We start from the raw sequence: 22,749 nt of genomic DNA, 5'->3' as shown, positions 1-22,749 counted from the left end.
ATAATGAGTGAGTTTTAAAAATCATTCAGGAGATAAAGTGAGCTATACACGATACCTGGCTTGCGGTGTCGCCTCCCTCGCGATTCTTAGTGTGGTGTTTTCATTACCTACCCACAGCCACCGCAGACAGTTTCCTTTGACAGTAAAGCAGGTAAAAACCTGAGCATTCGTCTCGTTGCAGCAGCGAAACCAACAAAAGCAGAAACTGAAAAAAGTCCAACACCGCAAGAGACTCAAAAAGCAGTTAAAGAAGAGACAAAAGAGAAAGCAACATTAAATGAAAAAGTCGCTTCTGTTGAGCCAGTCAAGAAGGTAGAAAAAACCAACCCGCCAAAAGCGACGCCTAAACAACCAAAAGAATCGAAAAAGCCATTACTGGCAAAGACGCCAACACCTAAGAAAAAACCGGCCCCCAAGAAAAAAATCGAACCAAAGCCCTTAAAGAAAACGAAGCCAGTTCAAAAAGTCGCTAATGCCCCAAAAGCCGCTAAACGACCTGAACAAAAAATCAGTCGTAAAGAGACACCAAAGAAAATACAGACTGTAAAACCTGCTGAGAAACGAGACTCTCAACCTCGTCAGACAGCATGCAAATGGCAGCGAGTGCGCCAGTATTGCTCGATAAGCCTAGGTTCGCCGCCAAACCAACGCCAATAAAGTACCCACGCATAGCGCGTAAACGTGGGCTGGAAGGGGAAATACTCATCGAAGTTTGGCTGAACAAACAAGGCAAACAACTCAAGCAAGTGCTTTTACGCTCATCCGGACACTCTGTACTGGATAAAGCGGCAATCAAAACAATTGGAAAATGGAAATTTTCAGGAGCGAAGCAAAACGGACTTGCTGTCGCTCATGTGTTCATATCCCCGTTCGTTTTAAATTGGATTAATCATGACTTTCCCCGATCTACTGCTTTCACTAAAAACACAACTTGGCTTGATGACATGGCCACTTACCGTACTTTCTTTTCTGTTTCTGATGTTATTCATTGAGCGTTCGATTTTCTTTCTTTTAAACATTCCCTTCTTCGGCATCAATGTTGGTAAACAATTGGCACAACTAGAAGCGGGCGATATTAACGTCATAGAAGCGTCTGGTCTTGATCTCAGTGCTCGGAGAAATCTGCTGGCAAAGAGTATTGGTATTGTTTTTCAGCACGCTTCTTCCGAGAGAGCAATCCGAGAAGACTGTGCGTCATTATGGCTACAGGAACAACGCGTCCGCTTTGTGTCCGGTTTACGGTTAATGAACGTTATTGGTGTCGTCAGCCCACTGGTCGGTTTACTCGGCACCGTTCTTGGTTTGATTGAGATGTTTAAGGGTATAGGAGAGAGCTCTGGTTCAGTGACGCCAGCAGAGCTAGCAGACGGTCTCGGCCTTGCGATGTCAACAACGGCTGCAGGTTTATTAATTGCCCTACCCGCTATTACGTTTTCTCAGTTATTCCAACTCACTGCTGACAGATGCCTGACCAAAGCTGAGCAGGTGATGAATCACGTAAATCTAACGCTTTCGTCAAGCCTTAATAATAAACATGAAGTAAGTGCCGCTGACCTTCCCGCCCAAGAACTTGTGGAGGGAGTGGGATGATAAGGCAGTATCAGGACAATCATAAAGAAATGTTCAGTGTTGACCTCACGCCGCTTCTCGACATCCTCTTCATCGTTATGGTCTTTCTGATGTTAACTGCCAGCGTGCAGGTAAAAACCATGGATGTTGAGATACCGGCAACTGATGAGCAAAGTGTGTTGAGCACGAATAATCAGGATGTCATCACAATCAATATTCTCAATGCCGCACCTTATTGGGCACTTGATGGCCGTTCCATTGAACAATGGAAAACATTTACCCAAGCCGTCCGGGAGAGTGTGAAGACGCACCCAGAACATAAAATAATTATCTCACCGGATAAAAACGCCAGCGTGGAAAGCATGCTTAAAGTGCTGGCCTTCTTGCAGCAAAACAACATTGATGCAACCAACATTGTCATGGAAGAAACAAAAAATGGTAAATAAGGCTACAACACTCATTAAGGGTATCGCACTACTCGGCTGTGCTCTGTCGACATCCGTCGCAGCTGAACAACTGAGAATTATCAGCGCAGGCTCTGGTGTTACTGAGTTGATTTATGCGCTGGGTGCCCAAGACAAACTGGTCGCGGTCGATTCCACCAGTCGTGCTTATGTGAAAAACAATGAAGTTCCGCAGGTGGGTTATCATAGACAACTCTCCTCAGAAGGCTTACTAGCATTGTCACCGACACATGTCATTGGCTCAAATGCGATGGGCCCTGACAGCACTCTCGATATTCTAAAATCGAGTGGTGTATTAGTCAGTACGCTTTCAGAAGGCCATTCACTGCAAGATTTTAATTTGCGCATTGACACGCTCGCAAAGTTAACTGGCACTCAAGAGCAAGCCAAAACAATTAAAGCCGATGTTTCTTCTCGCATGGCTGCTTTATCAGATGTTAAACCTGATGTGCAACCGAATGTGCTTTTCATGATGATGTCCGGCGATCGCCCCGCAACCGTTGCTGGCGGTGAGACCACCATCAATACCGTCATAGAGCTTGCAGGGGGCAAAAATCCAGCAGCATCCAGCATGAATTCTTACAAACCACTGTCTTATGAAGCCATTGCCGACATGAACCCGGATTTCATTCTGATTTCAGAGAGAAACTGGAAAAAACTGAGCAGTGCCGAAGCCGTTCTGAACGCTTACCCGCTGCTGAGAGCAACATCAGCAGGCATGAATGGAAGAATTATGGCAGCGCAACTGAAGCCATTCTTGGTGGTTTTGGTATAGAAAGTCTGAATTTGGCTTATGCCATGAACAAAATGTTCCGTACCAACGCAGACAGGTTAGAGTAATGAATACGCCTCAGGCTAGACGCCTTCCCGTAAAGTGGTTGCTGCTCGTATCAGCAGCGATGCTCTATATCGCAACAGTCAGTTCCGTCACTCTCGGGCCGATGGATATCTCATTTGGCGATAGCTTGAGAGCTTTGTTACCTATCGATGGTGCCATCCCCCCTCATGTTGAAGTCATTATTCAACAAGTTCGTTTACCGAGAACGCTAATGGCTTTAGCCGTCGGAGCTATTCTGGCTCTTTGCGGTACCGTGATGCAGGGGCTTTTTCGAAACCCTCTTGCCGACCCTGGTATTATTGGTGTTTCGTCTGGCGCATCGCTGGGGGCGCTTTCGCCATCATTATGTTTGGCAGCCTTGCGGCAGAAAGTGCCATGCTGCTTAAATTCGGCACCGTTCCAGTTTTTGCGTTTATTGGTGGTGCGGTCACTACCCTTTTGATCTACAAACTTGGCTCTGGTCCATCAGGAACATCAGTGACTGTCATGCTGCTCGCTGGCGTTGCTGTCTCGGCATTAGCGGGGGCTGGTATTGGTTTATTAAACTATTTCGCCAACGATCAGGCGTTAAGAGATATATCATTGTGGATGATGGGCGCACTCACGGGAGCAAGCTGGCCTGGTATCGTGCTGGCCTTTTCAACACTCGTAATCTTGTATCTTTGTTTTGTCAAAGACGCCTCAAAGCTTAATGCCCTCCTCCTTGGTGAAGCTGAGGCGAGGCACCTTGGCGTAAACATTCAGACTCTGAAACGCACTCTGATTATTCTTACAGCGGTTGGCGTTGGAGTGACAGTGTCACTAGTTGGGATGATTGGTTTTGTTGGTCTGATTGTGCCGCACTTGGCAGAATGCTGACAGGACCTGATCATAAAAGTCTTTTACCCGTCTCGATGATGCTTGGCGCTCTTCTACTTTTAGTCGCAGATATGATTGCCCGTACAGTGCTACGCCGATGGATATGCCTGTAGGAATTGTAACTGCGATCCTTGGTGCACCATTTTTCATCGTACTGTTGATTAAACAACGAGGTCGACTGAGCTAATGGCTATTTCAATCAAAGATGTCTCACTAAAACTCGGCGATAAAGAGATACTGAGAAACGTGACCGCTCGTTTTCGCAAGGGTGAGCTGACTATTATCCTCGGTCCAAACGGCACAGGTAAAAGTAGCTTATTAAAGCTCATCACACAGGAGTTAGAGTCTAAAGGCGACATCACCCTTCACGATAAAGATATTAAAGATTGGTCGGGGCCTGAGCGTGCTTCGTTTATGGGCGTCTTACCTCAATCCAGTGATCTTTCGTTCGCGTTTAATGTCAGAGAGGTCGTCGAAATGGGAGGTTTATCTTTAGCGGTGAGCCAAAAAGAACTGAGCGCGATCGCCGATGAGCAAATGCGAAAAACAGAAGTTTACGCATTGGCTAACAGGCTCTACCCCACGCTTTCTGGTGGTGAGAAACAACGTGTACACCTCGCCAGGGTACTTACCCAAATTTCGCGCGCTCGACATGGAACGGTTTTATTGCTTGATGAACCAACCGCCGCACTCGACCTAAGTCATCAACATAACACATTGAAACTTGCGAAAAATATGGCTGAAGAAGGCGCCTCAGTCATTGCGGTTATTCACGACCTCAATCTTGCTGCACAATATGCCGATCGTATCATGATACTAAATAGCGGGTTTATTATGGCCGACGGCTCGCCGAAACAAGTGATAACCAAAGAAATCATTAACCGTGTGTATCGCTGGCCCGTTGATGTTTTTACTCACCCTGAAAGAGGACACCCTGTTATCATGGGATAGTGACAACAGGAAAAGTGCGGCTGAGCCGCTCTTTTTTGTTACACCATTTTATACTTGCGCCAGATACCACTCTGCTCAACAAAATGTTGATCATGACTGACTAACAATACGCTGCCTGAATAAGAAGAAATCGCTTCAGCCAACATAATTTTTGAATCTAAATCCAGATGGTTATCCGGCTCGTCAAGAAGAAGCAGTGGTGAATTCTGTTGATGACTGACCGCTAAAATGCAAAGTTTCATTCTCTCGCCACCACTCAAGTAAGATACTTTCTTAAAAACCGTATCGCCCCGAAAACCAATAGATGCCAACAAGTTACGCGAATCAGCTAGGGTGAAATGCGGACACAATCTCGTTAAGTTATCGGCCATATCTAGATCTGAATCCAACAGGCTAAAGTGCTGATCAAGGTATATGCAATCAAGTTTGTTGTTGATTTCGCCCGCTAGCTCCTCGATCACACCCGAAATAGTCTTTAATAGCGTCGATTTACCGCTTCCATTTTCACCTGAAATATACACTTTCTCACCCACATTAAGTGACATTGTCACGCTTTGCTTTGTTCCAAAGGGTAATCTCACGCTGATAACATCAAGTATTCGACCTTTTCTGGCCTGAGTGTTGTCGAATACGAGTTGCTGAGGCGTAGCGCTGGCGACTCTCGAATCCAACGCCTGTTTAGCTGTCTTAGCATCTTCTAACCGAGCGAGATCCCTCTCTTTTTGCGCCCCTCTTGAGCTTTGCGCGCTATTTTTCATCGTATCTAGCAACGATTTACCATGAGAGCTGTTTTTCCGCTGTTTCAGGCCAGTTTTCTCTCGTCGTTGCGCCTTTTCGACGTTTTCCTGAATCTTTTTTTTCGCTTTTCTACACGCTTTTGCAGCATCCTCGCGTCTACGACAAAGAGCTTCTGTTTCGCGCCTTCTATTCTCTTCATAGGCCGCGTAATTTCCTCGATACTGGCTAATACCAAGGTTGTCGAGATGGTAAATGGTGTCACACTGGTTGAGTAACGTCCTGTCATGACTGATCAAAAGAATCTTGTTATCGAACCGGGCTATTTGAGCCAACAGCCATGCTTTTGCTTGTTGATCGAGATGGTTCGAGGGTTCATCCAAAATTAACAAATCATGATCTGACTGAAACAACCGCCAAAGACCTAAAACCGTTTGCTGCCCGCCGCTCAAAGAGGTTACGGTTTGCTTTAATGAAGTGGACGTTAGTCGTAACGAAACCAGTAGTTCGTTGATTGTCTCTTCGATGCCCCAGTCATCAGCGATAATGTCAAAATCAACCAAGTCACAACTTCCCTGTTCAACGCGCCGTAAAGCATCTAACTTAGTGTCAACGCCAAGGTATTGTGCAATTGTCTGTGTTTGATCCAAAACTTCAAATTGCCCCCAATATCCAACCTTTTTAGGCCGAACAACATGGCCAGTTGTTGGCTTGATTGTGCCCGCAATCAATTTACCGAGAATAGATTTGCCACTACCATTCCTCCCGACAAGGCCTGAATAACGGGCGTCGATTGAGAACGATAACGAGGGGAAAACCTGATAGCCATCAGCAAACTGAATACTCACATCACTGGCAATAATAAATGGCATTGCGCTCCTTATTTAAAAATAAGCAGGGCATGTGGACGACACGCTCGAAACGGGAGTTAACCCATAATAGAAATGTAGAGAGGTGTAGTTTACGCCCACTAACCCTGAAAAAACTAAAGAAATTAGATTGTCAGGGATTAGTTAAACATCAGGCGTAAACTCCAAATTCAGAAAGTGGCGAGAATTAAACATACAAAATCTACTTTTGTCAAAATAATCATGTATGTATTCCCACTTGCTTGGCATATTTTCAGTGCTTATGCTTTGTAGTAAAAGTGCAGACTGGCTGACACTCACCGTGAGATGCCGTATATTTTGCTATGTCACCGAACAAAATGAGGAGCGCATTATGATTCGGACTGGTCTGGTTGGCTTTGGTCTCTCTTCAACAACGTTTCATCTCCCTTTTCTCTCTGTATTACCAGATTATCAGGTCACCGCTGTGGTAAGTAGCAAACCCGATATCGTAAAAGTTTCAGTACCTGATGCGAAATGCTATTCCGACATAGAACAAATGCTTCGTGAGGAAGAGCTTGAATTGGTCGTCATTGGTAGCCCTAACCACACACATTACAACTATACAAAACAGGCTCTTGAGGCTGACTGTCATGTGCTGGTAGAAAAGCCTTTTGTCACACATTCAGGTCAAGGGCTTGAATTGATTAATGTGGCGAGAGAAAGAGGAAAGATACTCTGCCCTTACCAAAACAGGCGTTGGGACGGTGATTTTCTAACAATAAAAAACCTAATAAATGAAAACGAGCTCGGAGAAGTAAAAGTATTTGAATCACACTTTGACCGTTATCGCCCTGATGTCTCTGGCCGATGGCGAGAGATGCCGGGTGAAGGCACTGGGATGTTATTTGATTTAGGCTCACACCTTATCGATCAGGCACTGGTATTGTTCGGTGACCCCGACGCAATTTCTGCCCGTTCCCATTCAATGCGTGAGCAATCTCAAGCCGTCGATTACTTCCGTGTAATTATGCATTACAAGGATAAAGAAATTATTCTGGGCTCAAGCCCTTTCCGTTCTGGAAAGGGTCTGCGATTTGAGGTGCAGGGAACAAAAGCCACATTTACTGTCCACGGCGTCGATATTCAAGAAAAACAATTGAGAGATGGCCTTCCACCCACTTACTCTGAATTCGGAAGGCAACAACACCAAGCAACACTTGAAGTGGGTGATACAGAAGAAGTCAGAAGACTTGAGCTTGAACATGGCTGTTACAGCGAGTTGTTCTCTCAACTTGCCAGAGCTATATCAGATGACGCAGCCCCTCCGGTAAATGCCGAGGATGCAACAAAGGTAATTTACGCAATTGAGCTAGCACAGCATGCGGCTGACACTGGAAAGACCCACAGGTGGGAGTTTTAACGTTTTTTCTGCTAATTCATTTAGGGTAATTTATATGAGTATTATAGCGATGTTTACAGGCAATATAGTTATAGTGCGTTAAGTGCTATAAAAACAGGGATCGTCGTCGATCCTGCTGATCTAAAATGATGATTAAATTATCGACATTCCGCCCTTATATAAAAGCATCGCAGCAAGTAACCAAAATACTGAAATGCTGTATTTCCTCAGAACAACAAAGCCGATAACAACAACGAAAATATCAAAGGCATTATGCACGGCTCCCAACCATACAGGTCGATAAAACGCAGCCAACAAGAGCCCTACGACAGCAGCATTGATAAGAGTAACTGCGCCAGCAAATTGAGGGTTTCTCATCACGGACTGCCACACTGGCATAGCCCCAAACAGTAGAAGTGCACCAGGCAAGAAAATGGCAATTGTGGCAATAATACTGCCCAAGTACGGGTTTACCCCATCAAACGATGTCCCTACATAACTGGCAATAGTAAACATTGGACCAGGCACCAATTGAGCAGCTGCATAACCTTCGATTAGCACATTATCGGCGACATTTCCTTCAATAATGGGTTGAAGAAGAGGCAGCACCACATGCCCGCCACCAAACACAAAGCTCCCAGCCTGATAGAAATAGTTGAATACATCGACCGTTGCAGATTGCGGCAATAACGCTGGCACCACAAGTAACAAAGCAAATAGTGTAAAGAGAACAACACTCAGAGCACCTGCTCTTTCTCCTTCATGCTTATCCAAAGTATTGGAAGATGGTTTAGACAGTAAGAATGCACCAAACACACCAGCGATGACAATCGGCGCGAGTTGTGCTATTAATCCTGTTTGCCATAAGATCCAAGCAGTTGTTGCTATGCACGTAACGACAGTCGCCTTGTCAGTGATGAATTTCTTGCCCATTGTCCAAATGGCATCGGCAACAACAACGACGGCCAGCAGCTTAGCGGCGCTAATCAATATCGAAAGTGCTTCGTTTTGACCAAGCGATGACGCTGACACGGCAGCAAATGTTAGCAGAAGCGCAGAAGGCAGCGTGAATCCTAAAAACGCAAACAGAGCGCCAATGTAACCGGCTCGGTTGTGTCCTATATACATACCCAACTGACTGCTTGCTGGGCCTGGTAAAAACTGACACAAGCTGAGTGCGCTAGAGAATTGCTCTTCACTGAGCCATTTACGTTTATCAACAAACTCTCTCTGAAAGTAACCGATATGTGCAACGGGTCCACCGAAGCTCATGCAACCCAACAAAAAGAAGCGATAAAACACTTCTAACATTTAAACCTCCATTTTTTCTTTCCAATCGAACTATTCATCATCGTTATTTGAACACATTCGCAACCGTTCCATGCCAAGGAAATGCTGATTGCAAAATATCAGGACGTCGATGAAGAGAGTCAAAATTCGATAAACCACAACAAAACGCTTGATAATCTCAGCCATATATTTCAATTACATGACAACTAGGCCTTTTCTCACTTTAACGATACGGTTTGATAACTATTTTGTTTCCATATAGAAACATTAAAATTAAATCATGCTACTATTGTTTCTTATTTTCAGATTAAAATGAAATAAAAATACAGTTAATCCACCTGAAATTCCTCATAGGAATAACACAGGTAAGTGAATATACACTTTCAATATATTGAACAGTATTTGGTCATCCTTAGCGTTCCACTACTGATTTATTTACTCAATGACGAGTTAATTCCGTCGAGGCGACCAACAAAAAAAAGGATATCGATGTGGCGACATTAGATGAGGTACAACAATTAGCGGTGTTTACAATACTGGCTAAAGAACGGCACTTTACGCGTGCTGCAGACAAGCTCGGTATCTCGAAATCACAGGTTAGTAAGCAGATTTCTGCGTTGGAAAAACGTCTGGGCTTGGAGCTTGTTATTAGAAATACTCGTTCAGTATCACTGACAAAATTGGGGATAGAATATGCGTCAAGCGGGACGAAAATGCTTAATCATTTCTATGCCGCAGAAGCTAAAGTGTCTAATGTCACTGCCTACCCAGCCGACATTGAATTGTGGTTAGAAGACAGTATTGATTTACGTGTCGTCACTAAGCTCACTACCCTCTTCCGAAATTTTTATCCTTTGGTGCAATTTACAATAAGTCGGACAAATTCAATAAATGCATCATCCACTCAGTCTGGCCTACTCTTTTATACCGCGACTCAACGAAGAAATGGAAAAGCAATAGCACTGAAAGAGCAAGGGTACAAGATGGTCGCTTCGGCTGAATTTGTAAATAGAAACGGGAAACCGAAAACACCAACGGAGCTCAGTCAGTTTACATTTATCGCAAGAGAACGTGACGACGTCACTAGTAATTCATTAAAACTACGGAACAAAGAAAGCGAAGAAGTCACGACAGTGTTTACGGAGGGCTATCGATTTCAAAGTCTGAGGGATATCAGAGATGCCGTATCACAGAACATGGGCATCGCTGTTTTACCAGAACATTTAATTAGCGAAAAAATGGCATCCGGTGAATTTCAGTCAATACTCACTGGCTGGACACCCGCAGCAAGTGAGAGCATATACCTTGAATATCGAGCTATAAGGGAGATAAATACAGTCGAGCAACAATTCTTGGATACTGCTGAGTATGGCACATAGATAAGTGACATTGTCACTCACCTATGCTTTGAAGAAGCATTTTAACCCCGTAAACTCAGTGTGCTTTCTTTTCAGCAGGAATCGCATACATCTGTCGAACAATGTCCGAAACGCCGGTTGGCATTGCACTGAGTTTTTCATCAAACATCTTTTTGTCTTTTGATGTCACCGATTCATGCTGAATGTCTGCAGCGATATAGTTATTAGGGAATAAGTAGTAGTTGGTACAGATTTGTCGATCAATCTCATTAGCCAACTCTTCAGGGGAATTGAAGTCTCCAACGATCTTTTCACCGAATGCAATATGGATTTTACGCTTCTGGCCAACGATTCCCTGAACGATACTCTCGATATCTTCAAACTCGCCCTTCTCATATTCGCCATCAACAGACTTTTGATGCAGTTCATTGGCTTTAGCAAAATCACAAGGGTCATTCTCGTAGCTAATAGACACTGGAATAATGTTAAGAGAAGACACATACTCTGCAAAACCTTGCTTTTGTCTTCGTCCCTCAACATGAAACATTTTCAGAATAGCAGGATCAGTTTTGTCATTACCGTCTTTTGCTCTGCCCTCTTTCTGTGCGATCCACACCGATTGATTCTCTTCCAGCGAGTGTTTTATATATGATGAAAGCTGACCCAGCGCTTTCATCATTTCTCGTGGGCCTTTCGCTGACCTTTTCACGATAAAACTTTTATTCAGTTTCATTAGCTCAGTGGCACATGGTTTGGTCAGTAAGTTGTCGCCAATCGCAATCCTGACTGTATTAAAGCCCTCAAGGTGCAATGACCAGTTCACCAAAGCAGGATCCATTGCTATATCACGGTGATTGGAGACGAAAAGGTATCCTTTAGAAGGATCGAGATTGTCTAACCCGCTGTAGGTTAATCCATCTGTGGTTTGTTCCACCATCGACTGCATATATTTCGCAACTTGCATTTGCACGTCATGGACTGTTTTCACATTAGCCCAGCGAAACTTAAGGTATTGCTTGAGAAATGCCTTTCCTATCCAGGGAAAGGTCTTAGCGAGCAAAGGTAAGCGATACCTGAGGATAGCGGAGATGAATTCATCATCATTTATCAATCGATTAATGGCTGGAACAACTTCGTCGTCATGGTAAGGACGGATATCTACATAGGGGTCGTTTTTAGACTGCACTTTTTTTCACTTAATTAATTTAGATCCGCGTCATTGTACGCAGTTATTAGAATCGTCTCACTTGATAAGAACCTTGAACCATCCTGGTTGGAGGTCTTACCTTTTATTGTCATAGAATTAGGCTGAAATGTGAACATTTAAACGAAGAAATAGTGCAATAGCTTGATCCAAACAAGGAAACTGACGAACATGTGCAAACCTACGTCTCGAGAGAAAAAAGATGAATCAAGCCATTGAGATTTCTAACCATAAAGCCACCCTTTTGAAAATTACCTCACGAAAAAAATTGGCCTTTCATTCATTGATATGTGTCGAAAAGGGCTTTGTGTTGATCAGGCTTGGTAAATTGGAGTATGTAATAGGATCCTCACAGTGTTTTTGGTTACCTGCAGACTCACTATTTTCTCTCTCATTTATGCCAAACAGTGAGGCAAAAGAGATACGTTTCTCTCAGAGAAGCCAGTCCGAATTTCCCTCGGATGCTGGATACGTGACGCCGTCACAATTTATTTTTTCGATACTTTTCGAGTACAGCCAAGTTCAATCTGTCGATTGGAATATGCCGGGCGGTCGTCTTATGCGAGTCCTCAGGGATCATATTTGCAATGCTACCCCATCACTTCAGCATGTATTGACAACAAAATTGCCTCTAAATGTCGAAGTTAATACCGCTACCGATAGTTTGATGGTTGGAGTCGTATCTGGCAGAAATGAAGATGACTGCTCAGAAGACACAAACTGCGCACAAATTAATGAACTTCAGAGCATTACGGATATTTTTGATACACGAGAGTTACTCAAGCTTATCCGCTCGGGGAGAAAACTGACTGATATTTCGTCTTTATCTACGCTAAATGAAGAGCAGATATCGACAAGACTGATTGAAGTAGCTGGCTACCGATAAGGTATTTGAAGCTGGAGTAAAACTTCAGGATCATTGTTCTGGCGGAAGCGAATATCAAAACGATAGATCGCATCGCTTCCCGTCACCTGTCTTCCTACACTCATCACGACACCTTGGTCTAGAAGCCAATCGGTTAATCCATCTAAATCGTCCCAGTCTGGCATTTCTTTTTCATCAATCAGAAGGCCCATAACGTAGAAGTTTTTTCCGTCAGTCGACATCATAAATGGATTGACATCGACACCAATCGACCAGCTGTTCCAAATATCTAGCTTATCTCGAGTATCATTTCTCCAAGAAGGTAATGATAAAACGAACGAGTCTTTTATCACTTCAAGCCGCCCTCTCTCATTGCTGTGAGAGAAGAAGTCTGATTTTCGGCCATTATCGCTGACTTCAAGCACATCACTGGCTAACGAAAACTGACTCGTCAGAATTGCGGTGGCTAAAAGTATTACTCTATATGCTGCTGGCATAACTCATCTTCCAGTCAAGCCATCTCAGTGATGAATTGTTTTTTCATTCAAAGTTATAATCGGTCAATAGGGTTGCGACACTCGGTGTAGTAAGATTCTTTATCGACTCACCGGATGTCAACGCTGCTCTGATCATGGTGCTTCTGACGGGTACTGTCTCAGCCGCAGCCAGAACACTCCACTTTTCAGTTATTTCTTTCGCTTTATAAAACTTAGCAAAGTTCAGAAAATTATCGGGGCCTAATACAAAAGTAAGTTCACTTTCAGAGTACCTTTTTGATAAGAATGCTAATAATGCCCATGTTGTGACTGGCTCTCCATCCCTGTAAATAGCTTTTTCAGCGTCACAGAGTTCAACATTATCCAAGCCAATGTCATTAATGAACGCTTGAGTCCAACGACAGCGCTCTTCATACGCTGCCATATTTTTTCCCCACGCATGGGCAATACTCGGCACTAAAAGAACTTTATCGAAATGCGTTAGTCTTTGTAAAACGCTGAGGTGCCCTAGGCTTGGTGGATTAAACGCACTCCCAAACACGGCAATTTTATTATTTGTTATCTCTGGCACTACTAATTTCACCTTACTGGTCGAACCTCTATTATACACTGTAACAAAACTATCAAAAACACTGCTCAATCCCCCAATACAGGTCCGTTCACCAAACGGTAAAGTTACCATTCCATATGTGTCTATTGTGTAGACACTTAATGTTTGCCTTGTATCCACATGACTGACGCCAAATCTATAATTTTGAATCCATATCTCTCAACTATTTTCCTCGGCGGTCCGTATTAAGAGTCAGTAAGTTTTCAATGATTTTGATTGCGTAATCATGCAAAATATCACTGACATAAAGCAAATGCCCGAGAGGACAAACTTAAAATGGAACAAGCCATTCGCGACGAGATGCGTGTACTCCCTATTATCGACCCTGATTTCGAAATTCAACGTCGTGTCAATTTCATCAAGAGCCGCCTCATAGCCTCTAATACCCACTCTTTGGTTTTGGGAATAAGTGGTGGTGTAGATTCATCAACCTGTGGCCGATTGGCTCAGGTTGCTGTTAATGAACTCAATAAAGAGCATAAAACAGAAAAATATACGTTCATTGCAGTTCGTCTACCTTATGGTACTCAAAAAGACGAAGATGAAGCGCAATTGGCCCTGAGTTTTATCCAGCCTTCTCGCTCCGTGAGTGTCAATATTAAAGAGGGTGTAGATGGTCTGCATAAAGCCAGTTTAGATGCACTCCAAGGCACTGATTTATTACCTGCTGACGACAACAAAATTGATTTTGTCAAAGGTAATGTCAAAGCTAGATCTCGAATGGTTGCACAATACGAAATTGCGGGGCTTGTCGGAGGCCTTGTGCTCGGAACTGATCATTCAGCGGAAAACATTACTGGTTTTTATACTAAATTCGGTGACGGCGCATGTGATTTGGCCCCCCTCTTTGGTCTTAGCAAACGTCAGGTAAGACAGCTCGCAGCAAATTTAGGTGCGCCAGAGTTGCTCGTGAAAAAAGTGCCAACCGCTGATCTTGAAGAACTTGACCCGCAAAAAGCGGATGAGGATGCATTGCAGCTTACTTACGATGAAATTGATGATTTCCTAGAAGGTAAGCCCGTTTCAGAGCATGTCTCCGACAAACTTGTGAATATATATAAGATGACGCAACACAAACGCCAGCCTATCCCGACTGTATATGACGAGTAACACCCCTTAATTTAGTTTTATGCACCATTGGAAGATACAACATTTCTTCAATGGTGCTCTGTTCTCCCCAGGAAAGTTCCTATTTCCATTAAACGATCCAGATCCAACCATACTTTTTCACACAAACCCGGCCGATAAACTGCATCTCTGAAGGTTGCGTAATCGGATTGATATTTTGCAAATCGTTCAGGAAAAAACACTCGAGAAGCTTTAGCATCAACATACTGGTCGCACGTTTTTACAACTAACGCAAGTCGCTCAGACTCCTCGAAGCCCTCCAATGTACTAAGCGTCTCATTTTGTTTAACCATCCGATGATGCCTATCTTCGTAAACCGCACAAGATAGGTAGCTGACAGCATGAGCAATAGTTTGCCCAAATTCGGAAAATATTTCGTCGAGCTCTGTGGAGGTATCGTCGATAAGTGATTGTAATTGGCAAACAATCATAGCATTCAACCCGTAAGGCTCAGCCAGCTTTTCGACTTGATCAAGATGCAAATAGAACGGGAATTCACCGTACATTTGACCCTCGTGTCGAGACCTCGCAATATTCTTTGCTAGTGTTAGACGATTATTCACGACATATTCCTGCCAAAAATCAATGAGGATATTTTAGGATGTGTATTAGCAGGTATAGCATATTACTGGGAATAAAAAAAAAGCGACCTCTCAGGTCGCTTTTTTTACTCTTCTTCATCAGAAGCTGTAGAGTAATTTGCTCTGATTTGTTCAGCAACGATTCTTATCGCTTCACCGCTGCTCATTCCTTTCGACATCAGGTCATGAATTTTCTCAGCAGCCTCTTGCTGTTGGGCGTGAGAAAGCGTGGGCATATTGTTCATTTTTAACTTCTAACACTTATTGGCTCAGTTTGCGTATTTTACACTGAAAGCATGTTCTTTGGTGAAAAACTATAACGCTGTACAATTTGAAACAAACGAGCGCTGAAATACCCAATACATTATTCGGGTTTACCCGAGGGTTTTTCCTCACTACCAAAGCTGACAACATCTACATCAGGTATTTCAATTGAGCGAGCGATCGTTTGAACTTCCTCAACAGAAACGACACCCTGCCAACGCTTTTCAATCAGAGAAACCGATAACCAATATCGACCATCAGGCACCTCAACTTTTGGCAAGCTCAAAGGTGGGTTGTGATGTATGTTCACTGACCAAGCAGGTTCTGACACACCTATTGCCTGAGGGTACAAGCTGATGGATAAATAGGGTTTTTCACATGTTTCCGCTAAACCTGCCTGGTGCAAAATGTACCAGTTTCTGGCGTCTTTCCAGCTTATTTTTTGAATCGGATCAGGACGGGTAATAATAAACCAGCTCGTCCACACTTCCGCCTTCTCATTTTCTGATACAGCGCCAGCCCTGATTTCGAATTTGTACAATCCAGCTTTAACTGGCGAAGAGAGTCCATCGACTGTCACAGAGAAATCACTCCCCGTTTGTTCGACAACTTTTTTATCAAGTACTAATTCGTCTGGCCATTGGCTGAATTTCAACGACGTCAAAGGCCGAGCAGATTCACCCTTAATCACAAACCGGTGGGAAATTCTGTTTGGTGCCTGAACAATTTCGCGTCGTAACTTTAAATTTAGCAACCAAGACGGGGGCTGAATGTTACTCAAACTTCTGCCACAATCTTCTGAAATGGCGAGTTGCAATAGCTCAGAGATATGCGCTTCTTTATCCCGCATGTTTTTTCTCTGTAAAACTTCTACCATCGCATTAAAACTATCGACAGTGTTGCCTTCAAGAAGCTTTTGATGCGCTGAAATAAGTGGGTCGGTACCTGAAAACCAATTCGCTGTCGCTGGCAAAGAGACAAGAACAACGCCCGCTAACAGTATCAATTTTGACCTTCCCCACTCTTTCATTTTAAAACGCCCTCATCCTATAACCAACGCCTCTCAGCGTTTCAATTTCTACATCAGGTAACTTTTGCCTGAGCTGAAGGACGTGCGTATCAACAGTTCTTGTTGTTGGATAATGTGAGTAACCCCATACCTGCTCTAACAATTCGTCACGGGTAAAAACACGCCCCGCATTTTTGGCTAGGTAAAACAGAAGATCAAACTCTGTTCGAGTAAGGATAACTTCTCCAAGATCACTCAAGACGGTGCGGCTCGCTGGATAAATAGTAAGATTGCCAATAACCGTTTCTTCATTATCTTCTATTTCTTGCTCAGCCTCTCGTAAGTGCGCGCGTATTCTGGCCAGAAGCTCGGCTTCAGCAAAAGGCTTTATCATGTAATCCACTGCACCGCGATCAAGACCAGCAACCCGGTCACGAACTGACACCATGGCAGTGAGCAAAATAACGGGAACAGACTTAATTTTCTTCCAATCTGACAACCACTCTAATGAATCTCCTTCGGGTAATTGACGGTCGAGAATCACTAAATCTGCCTTACCCCAAAAGTAAGGTACCTTCTTTGCACAATCGGCATGAAGGCATTTGTATCCAGCCTGCTCTAAACTGGCTAGCAAACCATCAGCCAGATTATTGTCGTCTTCAACGAGTAGCAGCGTTAACTGTGTCACAAGGTATCTCCAAAACAAACGTTGTCGGTGGTCCGCTAAAGTTCAATTTACCACCCATTCTTTTCACCATTGCATCTACAATCGTCAGGCCAAGGCCTAGACCACTTTCAGAAATAAATGGCTTACGTATTGATTTCCAATCTTTATCTGACAGTGTCCCGTGATCTTTTACACTTATCTTGAGTTTTCCACCGACTTGCTCCGCATCAACACTAACGGGGGCCACACCGTACTTTAGTGCGTTAGTGATAAGGTTATCGAGGGATGTTTTCAGCCAGTACATATTTACTGAAACTGGGCAATCATCTTTTATAGTCAGCTCAACCTTATGTTCATCACAGATAAACTCTAGCCACTCGGCTATCGACGGAATTTCATTGGTTTCGAGAGGCTTATGGCCAGATTGAAGGTAATCTTTACTGGCCTCAGCAAGTTGTTTAAGCCTCATGCTATCTTCACAAATTCGCCTGAATTCCTCGTAAAACTCCTCGGGGAGCTGGTCAAATTTTCGACGAAACCCCTCCACTGTCATCGTAAGGCTGGCAATTGGAGTTCGAAGTTCATGGGTCAATATCTGTAAAACCACCATACGCTCTTTTATGATGCGACGTTTGACACTCCATCGGTTGAACAACCAACCGCCAACACCAAACAGGTTGATAGTAATCAGGAAAATGACTAGCTGACGCCATTCAGACGATGCTTCCTCCCAGTTCCAGCACAGGTTACCCACATTGGTAAGGCAATAATCATTCGTTTCGGCATCAGTGACCGCTAAATCGAGTTCTCGTAATGCAGGCTTCCATATTTCAGAGCCATAAAGAAAATAATCTGCACCTTTACGAAACCAGAGTTCATCAGCAGAATGTATAAACTCGGCCCCCTCATTGAATCCGTCGATGGCAAGTTCAGGCATCCTTTGCAGACGTCCAAGCAAGGTGTCTGGTTCTGCAATATCTCGTTCCTGAATATGAAAGTACCTTTCCAAATCAGCTTTTCTCTCAGGGAAAGTCTCTACATACCGCATCGCGTAACTTCCACCACCCGGGTGGATCAAATTTGTTCTGGAAAACCAAGCGGCTGGCAACCATGTCTGATTACAAATAGCTCGGGAAAATAGCAGCGGATCATTTACCGCTGGACTCACCGGCCATGGGCCACTGCACTTTGTTGATGCTTGATATAGAAGTTTTAGATCTTTTAAGGGGTATTCGGTCGTCTGTGGCAACATGCTGTCTAAATCCAGCAATGCTCGTGGGAATTGGCCATGGATACTATTGATGGCATAACTTGCTAGTGGCTTTTCCTCCACCAGCTTCTGCTTGAACTTATTGTAGTTGTCGGCGAAATTGTCATTTGCAAAAACCGAAAACGACAATGCACCTGATAAAAGGAATAATGCTCGCATAGTCAAAGACTAACACCGGAAGGTTGGCTTTACTCGAATAAATTTCGAAACTTTGAAATGGGCAAAACTTCCCGAGTTTCAGACCGAGTTCAAACACTTAGATTCGACAATACAATAAGACACAAAAAAAGCTGGCCTTTCGACCAGCTTTTGCACATGAAGCTTTCTTTCTGTTAAATAGCTTTAGAGATTGCGTCAACACTCTCTTTCGCATCACCAAATAGCATTGTGGCATTGTCTTTGAAAAACAGCGGGTTTTGAACACCAGCGTAGCCAGTATTCATAGAGCGCTTAAATACAACCACGTTTTTCGCATTCCACACTTCAAGTACTGGCATACCAGCGATTGGACTTGATGGATCCTCCATTGCGGCAGGGTTCACCGTATCATTCGCACCAATGACAAGTACTGTATCTGTTTCATGGAAATCATCATTGATCTCGTCCATTTCAAGAACGATATCATACGGTACTTTTGCTTCTGCAAGCAGAACGTTCATGTGACCCGGTAACCTTCCTGCAACAGGGTGGATACCGAAGCGAACATCAACACCACGCTGACGCAGTTTTTCAGTAATCTCGTACACAGGATATTGAGCCTGAGCAACAGCCATTCCATATCCAGGAGTGATAATTACTGAACGTGAGTCTTTAAGCATCTCAGCCACTTCTTGAGCAGAAACTTCACGGTGTTCGCCCTGAGGCTCATCAGAGGTTGAGACCGAGCCATCAGTACCGAAACCACCTGCAATAACGCTGATGAACGAACGGTTCATTGCTTTACACATGATGTACGACAGTATCGCACCCGACGAGCCTACCAATGCACCCGTTACAATCAGCAGGTCATTTGACAGCATGAAGCCTGCTGCAGCTGCCGCCCAACCCGAGTAAGAGTTAAGCATAGAAACAACAACTGGCATATCAGCACCACCAATTGATGCCACCAAGTGATATCCAAATGCAAACGCTATCAGTGTCACAAGGATCAATGCAAAAGTCGATTCACTACCAACAAAGCTTGTCAGTAGATACAGAGAAACAAGCACTGCAGCGAGATTCAGCTTATGGCGGTGAGGCAACATCAAGGGTTTAGATGAAATAACCCCGCGAAGTTTACCGAAAGCAACAACCGAGCCTGTAAAAGTCACTGCACCGATGAAGACACCGAGGAAGATTTCAACCATATGAATGGTATGCATCGCTGCAACCATTTCAGCACTTTCAGCTTTGATTTCGGCTGGGTTAATAAAGGTGTTGAAACCAACCAACACCGCTGCCATACCAACGAAACTGTGCAAAATCGCTACCAGTTCTGGCATCTCGGTCATTTCGACTTTCTTGGCAAAGTGAATACCAATCGCACCACCTACAACCATGGCTAAAATCACCCAAGTAGTACCTGATGATTCCGGCGCAAAAATAGTTGCAATCAGAGCAATTGCCATACCCGCAATACCGAAGTAGTTACCGGAACGGGCCGATTCTTGCTTAGACAAACCTGCTAAGCTCATGATGAAAAGGACAGCAGCAACAATGTATGCTGCCTGAACAATTCCTGAAGACATGATCACTCCTTAATCTTTACGGAACATTTCAAGCATGCGTTTGGTTACTGTGAAGCCACCAAATATATTAATGCTTGCAATTAATACGGCAATAAATGCAAGAAATGTGACTACGCCACTCCCCTGACCTATCTGAAGTACAGCACCGACAACAATGATGCCTGATATCGCGTTAGTTACTGACATAAGCGGTGTGTGCAACGCGTGAGTAACGTTCCATACCACGTAGTAACCAACAACACATGCCAGTACAAAAACCGTAAAGTGGGAAAGGAATTCAGCTGGCGCAGAGTTGGCAACCCAGCAAATGCGGCAATACCTGCTGCAATAAGACCGAACTTCTTCTCAGGAGCCATAGGCTTGTCTTCTTTAGGCGCAACTGCAGGTTTTGCTTCCGGTTGTGCCTGAGGCTGAGCGGATACCTGAATAGGTGGTGCTGGCCAAGTAATCTCACCCTCTTTGATGACGGTTACGCCACGCAGGACAAGGTCTTCAAAATCAATATCAATGTTGCCGTCTTTTTCTTTGCAAAGAAGCTTCATCAAATTAACAAGGTTAGTACTGTAAAGCTGTGAAGATTGGGTAGGAAGACGAGCGACCATATCGGTATAACCGATAACTTTCACGCCGTTGTCCGTTGTAATGATTTTGTCAGCTTCAGAGTATTCGCAGTTACCACCATTCGCCGCCGCAAGGTCGACAATGACGCTACCCGGTTTCATTGAATCAACCATTTCTTTGGTGATCAATTTCGGCGCAGGTCGTCCAGGAATAAGAGCGGTCGTAATAATGATATCGACGTCTTTCGCCTGCTCGGCGTAAAGCTCAGCAGCTTTCTTATTGAAATCGTCAGACATTTCTTTGGCGTAGCCATCACCACTGCCTGTGTTCTCTTCAAATTGAACTTGAAGAAACTCTGCACCCATACTTTCAACCTGTTCTTTAACTTCAGTCTTACATCGAATGCACGAACAATAGCGCCAAGGCTCCCTGCTGCACCGATTGCTGCCAAACCTGCAACACCAGCACCAGCAACAAAGACTTTTGCAGGAGGCACTTTACCAGCGGCAGTTATTTGACCAGTGAAGAAACGGCCAAATTCATGCGCAGATTCAACAACGGCACGATAACCTGCAATGTTCGCCATCGAACTCAAGGCATCAAGTGCCTGAGCACGAGAAATACGCGGTACAGAATCCATCGCAAGCACATTGATTTTCTTTTCAGAAAGTTTTTGCATTAATGGTTCATTTTGCGCAGGCCAGATGAAGCTCACTAATGTGGTTCCGTCCTGAAGGAGTGCTATCTCGTCAATACCAGAATCGGCGTCAACAATTGGGGCATTCACTTTAAAGATGATGTCTGATTTCCAGACGTCGCCGACCTCTTTGATTTCAGCACCTGCTCCAACGTAGGCTTTATCATCGAAACTGGCAAGGCTCCCCGCTCCGGCTTCAACAACAACATCGAAACCCATTTTTAAAAGCTGCTCTACCGTTTTGGGTGTCGCAGCAACTCGCGTCTCATTGGCGAGTGTTTCTCTTGGTACACCAATTTGCATAGTTTATCCCTGACTATTGGCTTAAATTATTGTTCCATTTTTAACCAATGCAACGACCTACAACAAGCTATTTGTTGGAATAATTCATAAACTTCATATATATGTAAGCTTATCAGGCACGTTGCAGCGCTAAAATGTAGTTAAATGACTAGCAAGCAATACAAATTCTAGATCACTCGTCTTGAATACAGATGCAATAAATTCACATTATTCTTTTTTGAGTGATCTCAGCTCTAAAGGCCAAAGTTGACACTGTAATAGCAGAGTAACCCGAGATAGAGGGTTAGTTAAACATGCTCTCTCCCATTTGATCGATGTACATCTTTGCCTTATTAATCATCAACTCTGTCGCAGTGTTTTCAGCGGGCAGAATATCAGACCTAATAAAATGATGGATTTTCAACTCGCCGTCTGTCTCTTTACAGATACGACCGTTAATCCTGTACTGCCCCCCTTCACTTTTTGGCTCTGAATAAATAAGAAACCCTTTGTATTCTGTTGGTTCGACCTCAGTCTTTTGTTCCTTTTCACCGAATAACCATGAAAAAAAGCTCACATGCATGTCTCACTCAATTTCTATAATCAGAATGATATACTGACCAAAGGGTTTTTTTTTGTCCAGTATCAGCATCATAGAGTTAAAAAAAAGCTGTCAGAGACAGGCTTTTTTTTAAGTATCAGATTGTTTATTTGAGGAGACCAATATCTCTTCTGATGTATTCAGGCAGCTCGGAAAGCGACATAGATACAGGCTTTTTGCTACGCTTGAATAACACATCAATTGCATGGAATAGCAAACCTTTTAGGTTTACTGAATAGTGTTTATTGTTCTGTCCAAAATCAACGTTGTTGTAACCAAGTTCTACTACCTGTGTCATGTCCGCCTCTGAATGCTGATTAATTTATGAGCGAGATATTAGACGGTAATTAGAGGTTAGAAAACTGACAAATTTTACATTTTGGCATTAGTTTAATTAATGCAAAACTTTCATCGAGAAGTCTTTATTTATAGGGGTTTAAATGGAGTAAGACAGCAAAACTCAGGTACTCACATTCCAAGTAAAATTTATCTCT

The 22,749-nt window shown here is 43.7% G+C and carries 26 protein-coding genes and 2 pseudogenes; 12 read left to right on the top strand and 16 right to left on the bottom strand.

Annotated features, from left to right (window positions below; all coding sequences use genetic code 11):
- Window positions 1-37 precede the first annotated feature (37 nt).
- Entirely contained in the window at window positions 38-163 is a 126-nt protein-coding gene (locus CS022_RS27105) for a hypothetical protein (RefSeq protein ID WP_268967853.1), read from the top strand.
- Window positions 164-233: 70 nt separating this feature from the next.
- Here the strand turns inward: CS022_RS27105 and CS022_RS02790 are convergent, their stop codons facing one another.
- Together CS022_RS02790 and CS022_RS25785 are read right to left on the bottom strand one after the other, a co-directional pair.
- Window positions 234-416 (bottom strand): hypothetical protein, encoded by a 183-nt coding sequence (locus tag CS022_RS02790; protein WP_129120995.1) that lies wholly within the window; start codon window positions 414-416, stop codon window positions 234-236.
- Window positions 417-508: 92 nt separating this feature from the next.
- On the bottom strand, window positions 509-706 hold the full coding sequence (locus CS022_RS25785; protein ID WP_235869209.1) for a hypothetical protein: 198 nt from the start codon (window positions 704-706) through the stop codon (window positions 509-511).
- Here CS022_RS25785 and CS022_RS27925 point away from each other — a divergent pair.
- The 7 genes and pseudogenes from CS022_RS27925 to CS022_RS02760 all read left to right on the top strand — a co-directional run bounded on the left by CS022_RS27925 (window position 615) and on the right by CS022_RS02760 (window position 4,680).
- Complete coding sequence (locus tag CS022_RS27925) at window positions 615-992, top strand: energy transducer TonB (RefSeq protein WP_408057203.1); 378 nt, start codon at window positions 615-617, stop codon at window positions 990-992. The two genes, CS022_RS25785 and CS022_RS27925, sit on opposite strands and share 92 nt — an antisense overlap.
- Entirely contained in the window at window positions 892-1,590 is a 699-nt protein-coding gene (locus CS022_RS02780; protein WP_129120993.1) for a MotA/TolQ/ExbB proton channel family protein, read from the top strand. The genes CS022_RS27925 and CS022_RS02780 overlap by 101 nt, the downstream gene beginning before the upstream one ends.
- Entirely contained in the window at window positions 1,587-2,015 is a 429-nt protein-coding gene (locus tag CS022_RS02775) for an ExbD/TolR family protein (RefSeq protein WP_129120992.1), read from the top strand. The genes CS022_RS02780 and CS022_RS02775 overlap by 4 nt, the downstream gene beginning before the upstream one ends.
- The gene (locus tag CS022_RS02770; RefSeq protein ID WP_235869208.1) at window positions 2,005-2,808 is read left to right on the top strand and encodes a heme/hemin ABC transporter substrate-binding protein; all 804 of its coding nucleotides are present in this window, start codon (window positions 2,005-2,007) and stop codon (window positions 2,806-2,808) included. Before CS022_RS02775 ends, CS022_RS02770 begins: the two co-directional genes overlap by 11 nt.
- A gap of 64 nt (window positions 2,809-2,872) precedes the next feature.
- Window positions 2,873-3,313 carry an iron chelate uptake ABC transporter family permease subunit gene (locus CS022_RS27100; protein ID WP_268967852.1) on the top strand — a complete coding sequence of 147 codons (441 nt, stop codon included), beginning with the start codon at window positions 2,873-2,875 and terminating at the stop codon, window positions 3,311-3,313.
- Window positions 3,217-3,842 (top strand): annotated as a pseudogene (locus CS022_RS27095) (FecCD family ABC transporter permease). The gene CS022_RS27100 and the pseudogene CS022_RS27095 overlap by 97 nt, the downstream one beginning before the upstream one ends.
- A 73-nt stretch (window positions 3,843-3,915) precedes the next feature.
- The gene (locus CS022_RS02760) at window positions 3,916-4,680 is read left to right on the top strand and encodes a heme ABC transporter ATP-binding protein (RefSeq protein ID WP_129120991.1); all 765 of its coding nucleotides are present in this window, start codon (window positions 3,916-3,918) and stop codon (window positions 4,678-4,680) included.
- 38 nt (window positions 4,681-4,718) lie between these two features.
- Here CS022_RS02760 and CS022_RS02755 read toward each other — a convergent pair whose 3' ends face one another.
- Entirely contained in the window at window positions 4,719-6,287 is a 1,569-nt protein-coding gene (locus CS022_RS02755) for an ABC-F family ATP-binding cassette domain-containing protein (protein WP_129120990.1), read from the bottom strand.
- Window positions 6,288-6,636: 349 nt separating this feature from the next.
- Between CS022_RS02755 and CS022_RS02750 the strand changes: the two genes are divergently transcribed.
- Window positions 6,637-7,665: a Gfo/Idh/MocA family oxidoreductase gene (locus tag CS022_RS02750; RefSeq protein WP_129120989.1), complete on the top strand. Its 1,029-nt coding sequence runs from the start codon at window positions 6,637-6,639 to the stop codon at window positions 7,663-7,665.
- A gap of 132 nt (window positions 7,666-7,797) precedes the next feature.
- On the opposite strand, the gene chrA is transcribed toward CS022_RS02750, so the two are convergent.
- Window positions 7,798-8,955, bottom strand: a complete 1,158-nt coding sequence (gene chrA / locus CS022_RS02745; RefSeq protein WP_129120988.1) for a chromate efflux transporter — start codon at window positions 8,953-8,955, stop codon at window positions 7,798-7,800.
- 470 nt (window positions 8,956-9,425) lie between these two features.
- On the opposite strand from chrA, the gene CS022_RS02740 reads away from it, so the two are divergent.
- Window positions 9,426-10,313 carry a LysR family transcriptional regulator gene (locus CS022_RS02740; protein ID WP_129120987.1) on the top strand — a complete coding sequence of 296 codons (888 nt, stop codon included), beginning with the start codon at window positions 9,426-9,428 and terminating at the stop codon, window positions 10,311-10,313.
- Between the two features lie 55 nt (window positions 10,314-10,368).
- Here CS022_RS02740 and CS022_RS02735 read toward each other — a convergent pair whose 3' ends face one another.
- Window positions 10,369-11,478: a 1-acyl-sn-glycerol-3-phosphate acyltransferase gene (locus tag CS022_RS02735; protein WP_129120986.1), complete on the bottom strand. Its 1,110-nt coding sequence runs from the start codon at window positions 11,476-11,478 to the stop codon at window positions 10,369-10,371.
- Between the two features lie 220 nt (window positions 11,479-11,698).
- Between CS022_RS02735 and CS022_RS02730 the strand changes: the two genes are divergently transcribed.
- Window positions 11,699-12,382 carry a hypothetical protein gene (locus CS022_RS02730; RefSeq protein ID WP_129120985.1) on the top strand — a complete coding sequence of 228 codons (684 nt, stop codon included), beginning with the start codon at window positions 11,699-11,701 and terminating at the stop codon, window positions 12,380-12,382.
- On the opposite strand, the gene CS022_RS02725 is transcribed toward CS022_RS02730, so the two are convergent.
- On the bottom strand, window positions 12,373-12,858 hold the full coding sequence (locus CS022_RS02725; RefSeq protein ID WP_129120984.1) for a hypothetical protein: 486 nt from the start codon (window positions 12,856-12,858) through the stop codon (window positions 12,373-12,375). The genes CS022_RS02730 and CS022_RS02725 overlap by 10 nt on opposite strands.
- A gap of 43 nt (window positions 12,859-12,901) precedes the next feature.
- The gene (locus CS022_RS02720; protein WP_235869229.1) at window positions 12,902-13,420 is read right to left on the bottom strand and encodes a nicotinate-nicotinamide nucleotide adenylyltransferase; all 519 of its coding nucleotides are present in this window, start codon (window positions 13,418-13,420) and stop codon (window positions 12,902-12,904) included.
- 324 nt (window positions 13,421-13,744) lie between these two features.
- On the opposite strand from CS022_RS02720, the gene nadE reads away from it, so the two are divergent.
- Window positions 13,745-14,578, top strand: a complete 834-nt coding sequence (gene nadE / locus CS022_RS02715; RefSeq protein ID WP_129120983.1) for an ammonia-dependent NAD(+) synthetase — start codon at window positions 13,745-13,747, stop codon at window positions 14,576-14,578.
- Window positions 14,579-14,625: 47 nt separating this feature from the next.
- Here nadE and CS022_RS02710 read toward each other — a convergent pair whose 3' ends face one another.
- The 9 genes and pseudogenes from CS022_RS02710 to CS022_RS02670 all read right to left on the bottom strand — a co-directional run bounded on the left by CS022_RS02710 (window position 14,626) and on the right by CS022_RS02670 (window position 22,553).
- Window positions 14,626-15,102 carry a phosphohydrolase gene (locus CS022_RS02710; protein WP_235869207.1) on the bottom strand — a complete coding sequence of 159 codons (477 nt, stop codon included), beginning with the start codon at window positions 15,100-15,102 and terminating at the stop codon, window positions 14,626-14,628.
- Between the two features lie 161 nt (window positions 15,103-15,263).
- Window positions 15,264-15,422 carry a YoaH family protein gene (locus CS022_RS02705; RefSeq protein WP_201746191.1) on the bottom strand — a complete coding sequence of 53 codons (159 nt, stop codon included), beginning with the start codon at window positions 15,420-15,422 and terminating at the stop codon, window positions 15,264-15,266.
- Between the two features lie 119 nt (window positions 15,423-15,541).
- Window positions 15,542-16,471, bottom strand: a complete 930-nt coding sequence (locus CS022_RS02700) for a DUF2861 family protein (RefSeq protein WP_129120981.1) — start codon at window positions 16,469-16,471, stop codon at window positions 15,542-15,544.
- Window position 16,472: 1 nt separating this feature from the next.
- Window positions 16,473-17,138, bottom strand: coding sequence for a response regulator transcription factor (locus CS022_RS02695; protein WP_129120980.1), 666 nt, complete (start codon window positions 17,136-17,138; stop codon window positions 16,473-16,475).
- Entirely contained in the window at window positions 17,110-18,546 is a 1,437-nt protein-coding gene (locus CS022_RS02690) for an ATP-binding protein (protein WP_129120979.1), read from the bottom strand. The genes CS022_RS02695 and CS022_RS02690 overlap by 29 nt, the downstream gene beginning before the upstream one ends.
- A gap of 173 nt (window positions 18,547-18,719) precedes the next feature.
- The gene (gene pntB, locus CS022_RS02685) at window positions 18,720-20,114 is read right to left on the bottom strand and encodes a Re/Si-specific NAD(P)(+) transhydrogenase subunit beta (RefSeq protein ID WP_129120978.1); all 1,395 of its coding nucleotides are present in this window, start codon (window positions 20,112-20,114) and stop codon (window positions 18,720-18,722) included.
- 9 nt (window positions 20,115-20,123) lie between these two features.
- A pseudogene (gene pntA, locus CS022_RS02680) lies at window positions 20,124-21,675 on the bottom strand (Re/Si-specific NAD(P)(+) transhydrogenase subunit alpha).
- A 283-nt stretch (window positions 21,676-21,958) separates the two neighbouring features.
- On the bottom strand, window positions 21,959-22,231 hold the full coding sequence (locus tag CS022_RS02675; RefSeq protein WP_129121137.1) for an HlyU family transcriptional regulator: 273 nt from the start codon (window positions 22,229-22,231) through the stop codon (window positions 21,959-21,961).
- Window positions 22,232-22,361: 130 nt separating this feature from the next.
- Window positions 22,362-22,553, bottom strand: a complete 192-nt coding sequence (locus tag CS022_RS02670) for a hypothetical protein (protein WP_129120977.1) — start codon at window positions 22,551-22,553, stop codon at window positions 22,362-22,364.
- Window positions 22,554-22,749 lie beyond the last annotated feature (196 nt).

Source organism: Veronia nyctiphanis, assembly GCF_004116385.1.
Lineage (GTDB): Bacteria > Pseudomonadota > Gammaproteobacteria > Enterobacterales > Vibrionaceae > Veronia > Veronia nyctiphanis.
Note: the sequence above shows the minus strand (reverse complement) of the source record. Positions and strands in the feature narration are given on the sequence as shown.

Coding starts and splice junctions, on each gene's coding strand:
- CS022_RS02760 (WP_129120991.1), top strand. CDS start 3,916: ATGGCTATTTCAATCAAAGATGTCTCACTAAAACTCGGCGATAAAGAG.
- CS022_RS02750 (WP_129120989.1), top strand. CDS start 6,637: ATGATTCGGACTGGTCTGGTTGGCTTTGGTCTCTCTTCAACAACGTTT.
- CS022_RS02725 (WP_129120984.1), bottom strand. CDS start 12,858: ATGCCAGCAGCATATAGAGTAATACTTTTAGCCACCGCAATTCTGACG.
- CS022_RS27100 (WP_268967852.1), top strand. CDS start 2,873: ATGAATACGCCTCAGGCTAGACGCCTTCCCGTAAAGTGGTTGCTGCTC.
- CS022_RS02755 (WP_129120990.1), bottom strand. CDS start 6,287: ATGCCATTTATTATTGCCAGTGATGTGAGTATTCAGTTTGCTGATGGC.
- CS022_RS02690 (WP_129120979.1), bottom strand. CDS start 18,546: ATGCGAGCATTATTCCTTTTATCAGGTGCATTGTCGTTTTCGGTTTTT.
- nadE (WP_129120983.1), top strand. CDS start 13,745: ATGGAACAAGCCATTCGCGACGAGATGCGTGTACTCCCTATTATCGAC.
- chrA (WP_129120988.1), bottom strand. CDS start 8,955: ATGTTAGAAGTGTTTTATCGCTTCTTTTTGTTGGGTTGCATGAGCTTC.
- CS022_RS02780 (WP_129120993.1), top strand. CDS start 892: ATGACTTTCCCCGATCTACTGCTTTCACTAAAAACACAACTTGGCTTG.
- CS022_RS02710 (WP_235869207.1), bottom strand. CDS start 15,102: ATGTACGGTGAATTCCCGTTCTATTTGCATCTTGATCAAGTCGAAAAG.
- CS022_RS02670 (WP_129120977.1), bottom strand. CDS start 22,553: ATGACACAGGTAGTAGAACTTGGTTACAACAACGTTGATTTTGGACAG.
- CS022_RS02770 (WP_235869208.1), top strand. CDS start 2,005: ATGGTAAATAAGGCTACAACACTCATTAAGGGTATCGCACTACTCGGC.
- CS022_RS25785 (WP_235869209.1), bottom strand. CDS start 706: ATGAGTATTTCCCCTTCCAGCCCACGTTTACGCGCTATGCGTGGGTAC.
- CS022_RS02730 (WP_129120985.1), top strand. CDS start 11,699: ATGAATCAAGCCATTGAGATTTCTAACCATAAAGCCACCCTTTTGAAA.
- pntB (WP_129120978.1), bottom strand. CDS start 20,114: ATGTCTTCAGGAATTGTTCAGGCAGCATACATTGTTGCTGCTGTCCTT.
- CS022_RS02775 (WP_129120992.1), top strand. CDS start 1,587: ATGATAAGGCAGTATCAGGACAATCATAAAGAAATGTTCAGTGTTGAC.
- CS022_RS02705 (WP_201746191.1), bottom strand. CDS start 15,422: ATGAACAATATGCCCACGCTTTCTCACGCCCAACAGCAAGAGGCTGCT.
- CS022_RS02700 (WP_129120981.1), bottom strand. CDS start 16,471: ATGAAAGAGTGGGGAAGGTCAAAATTGATACTGTTAGCGGGCGTTGTT.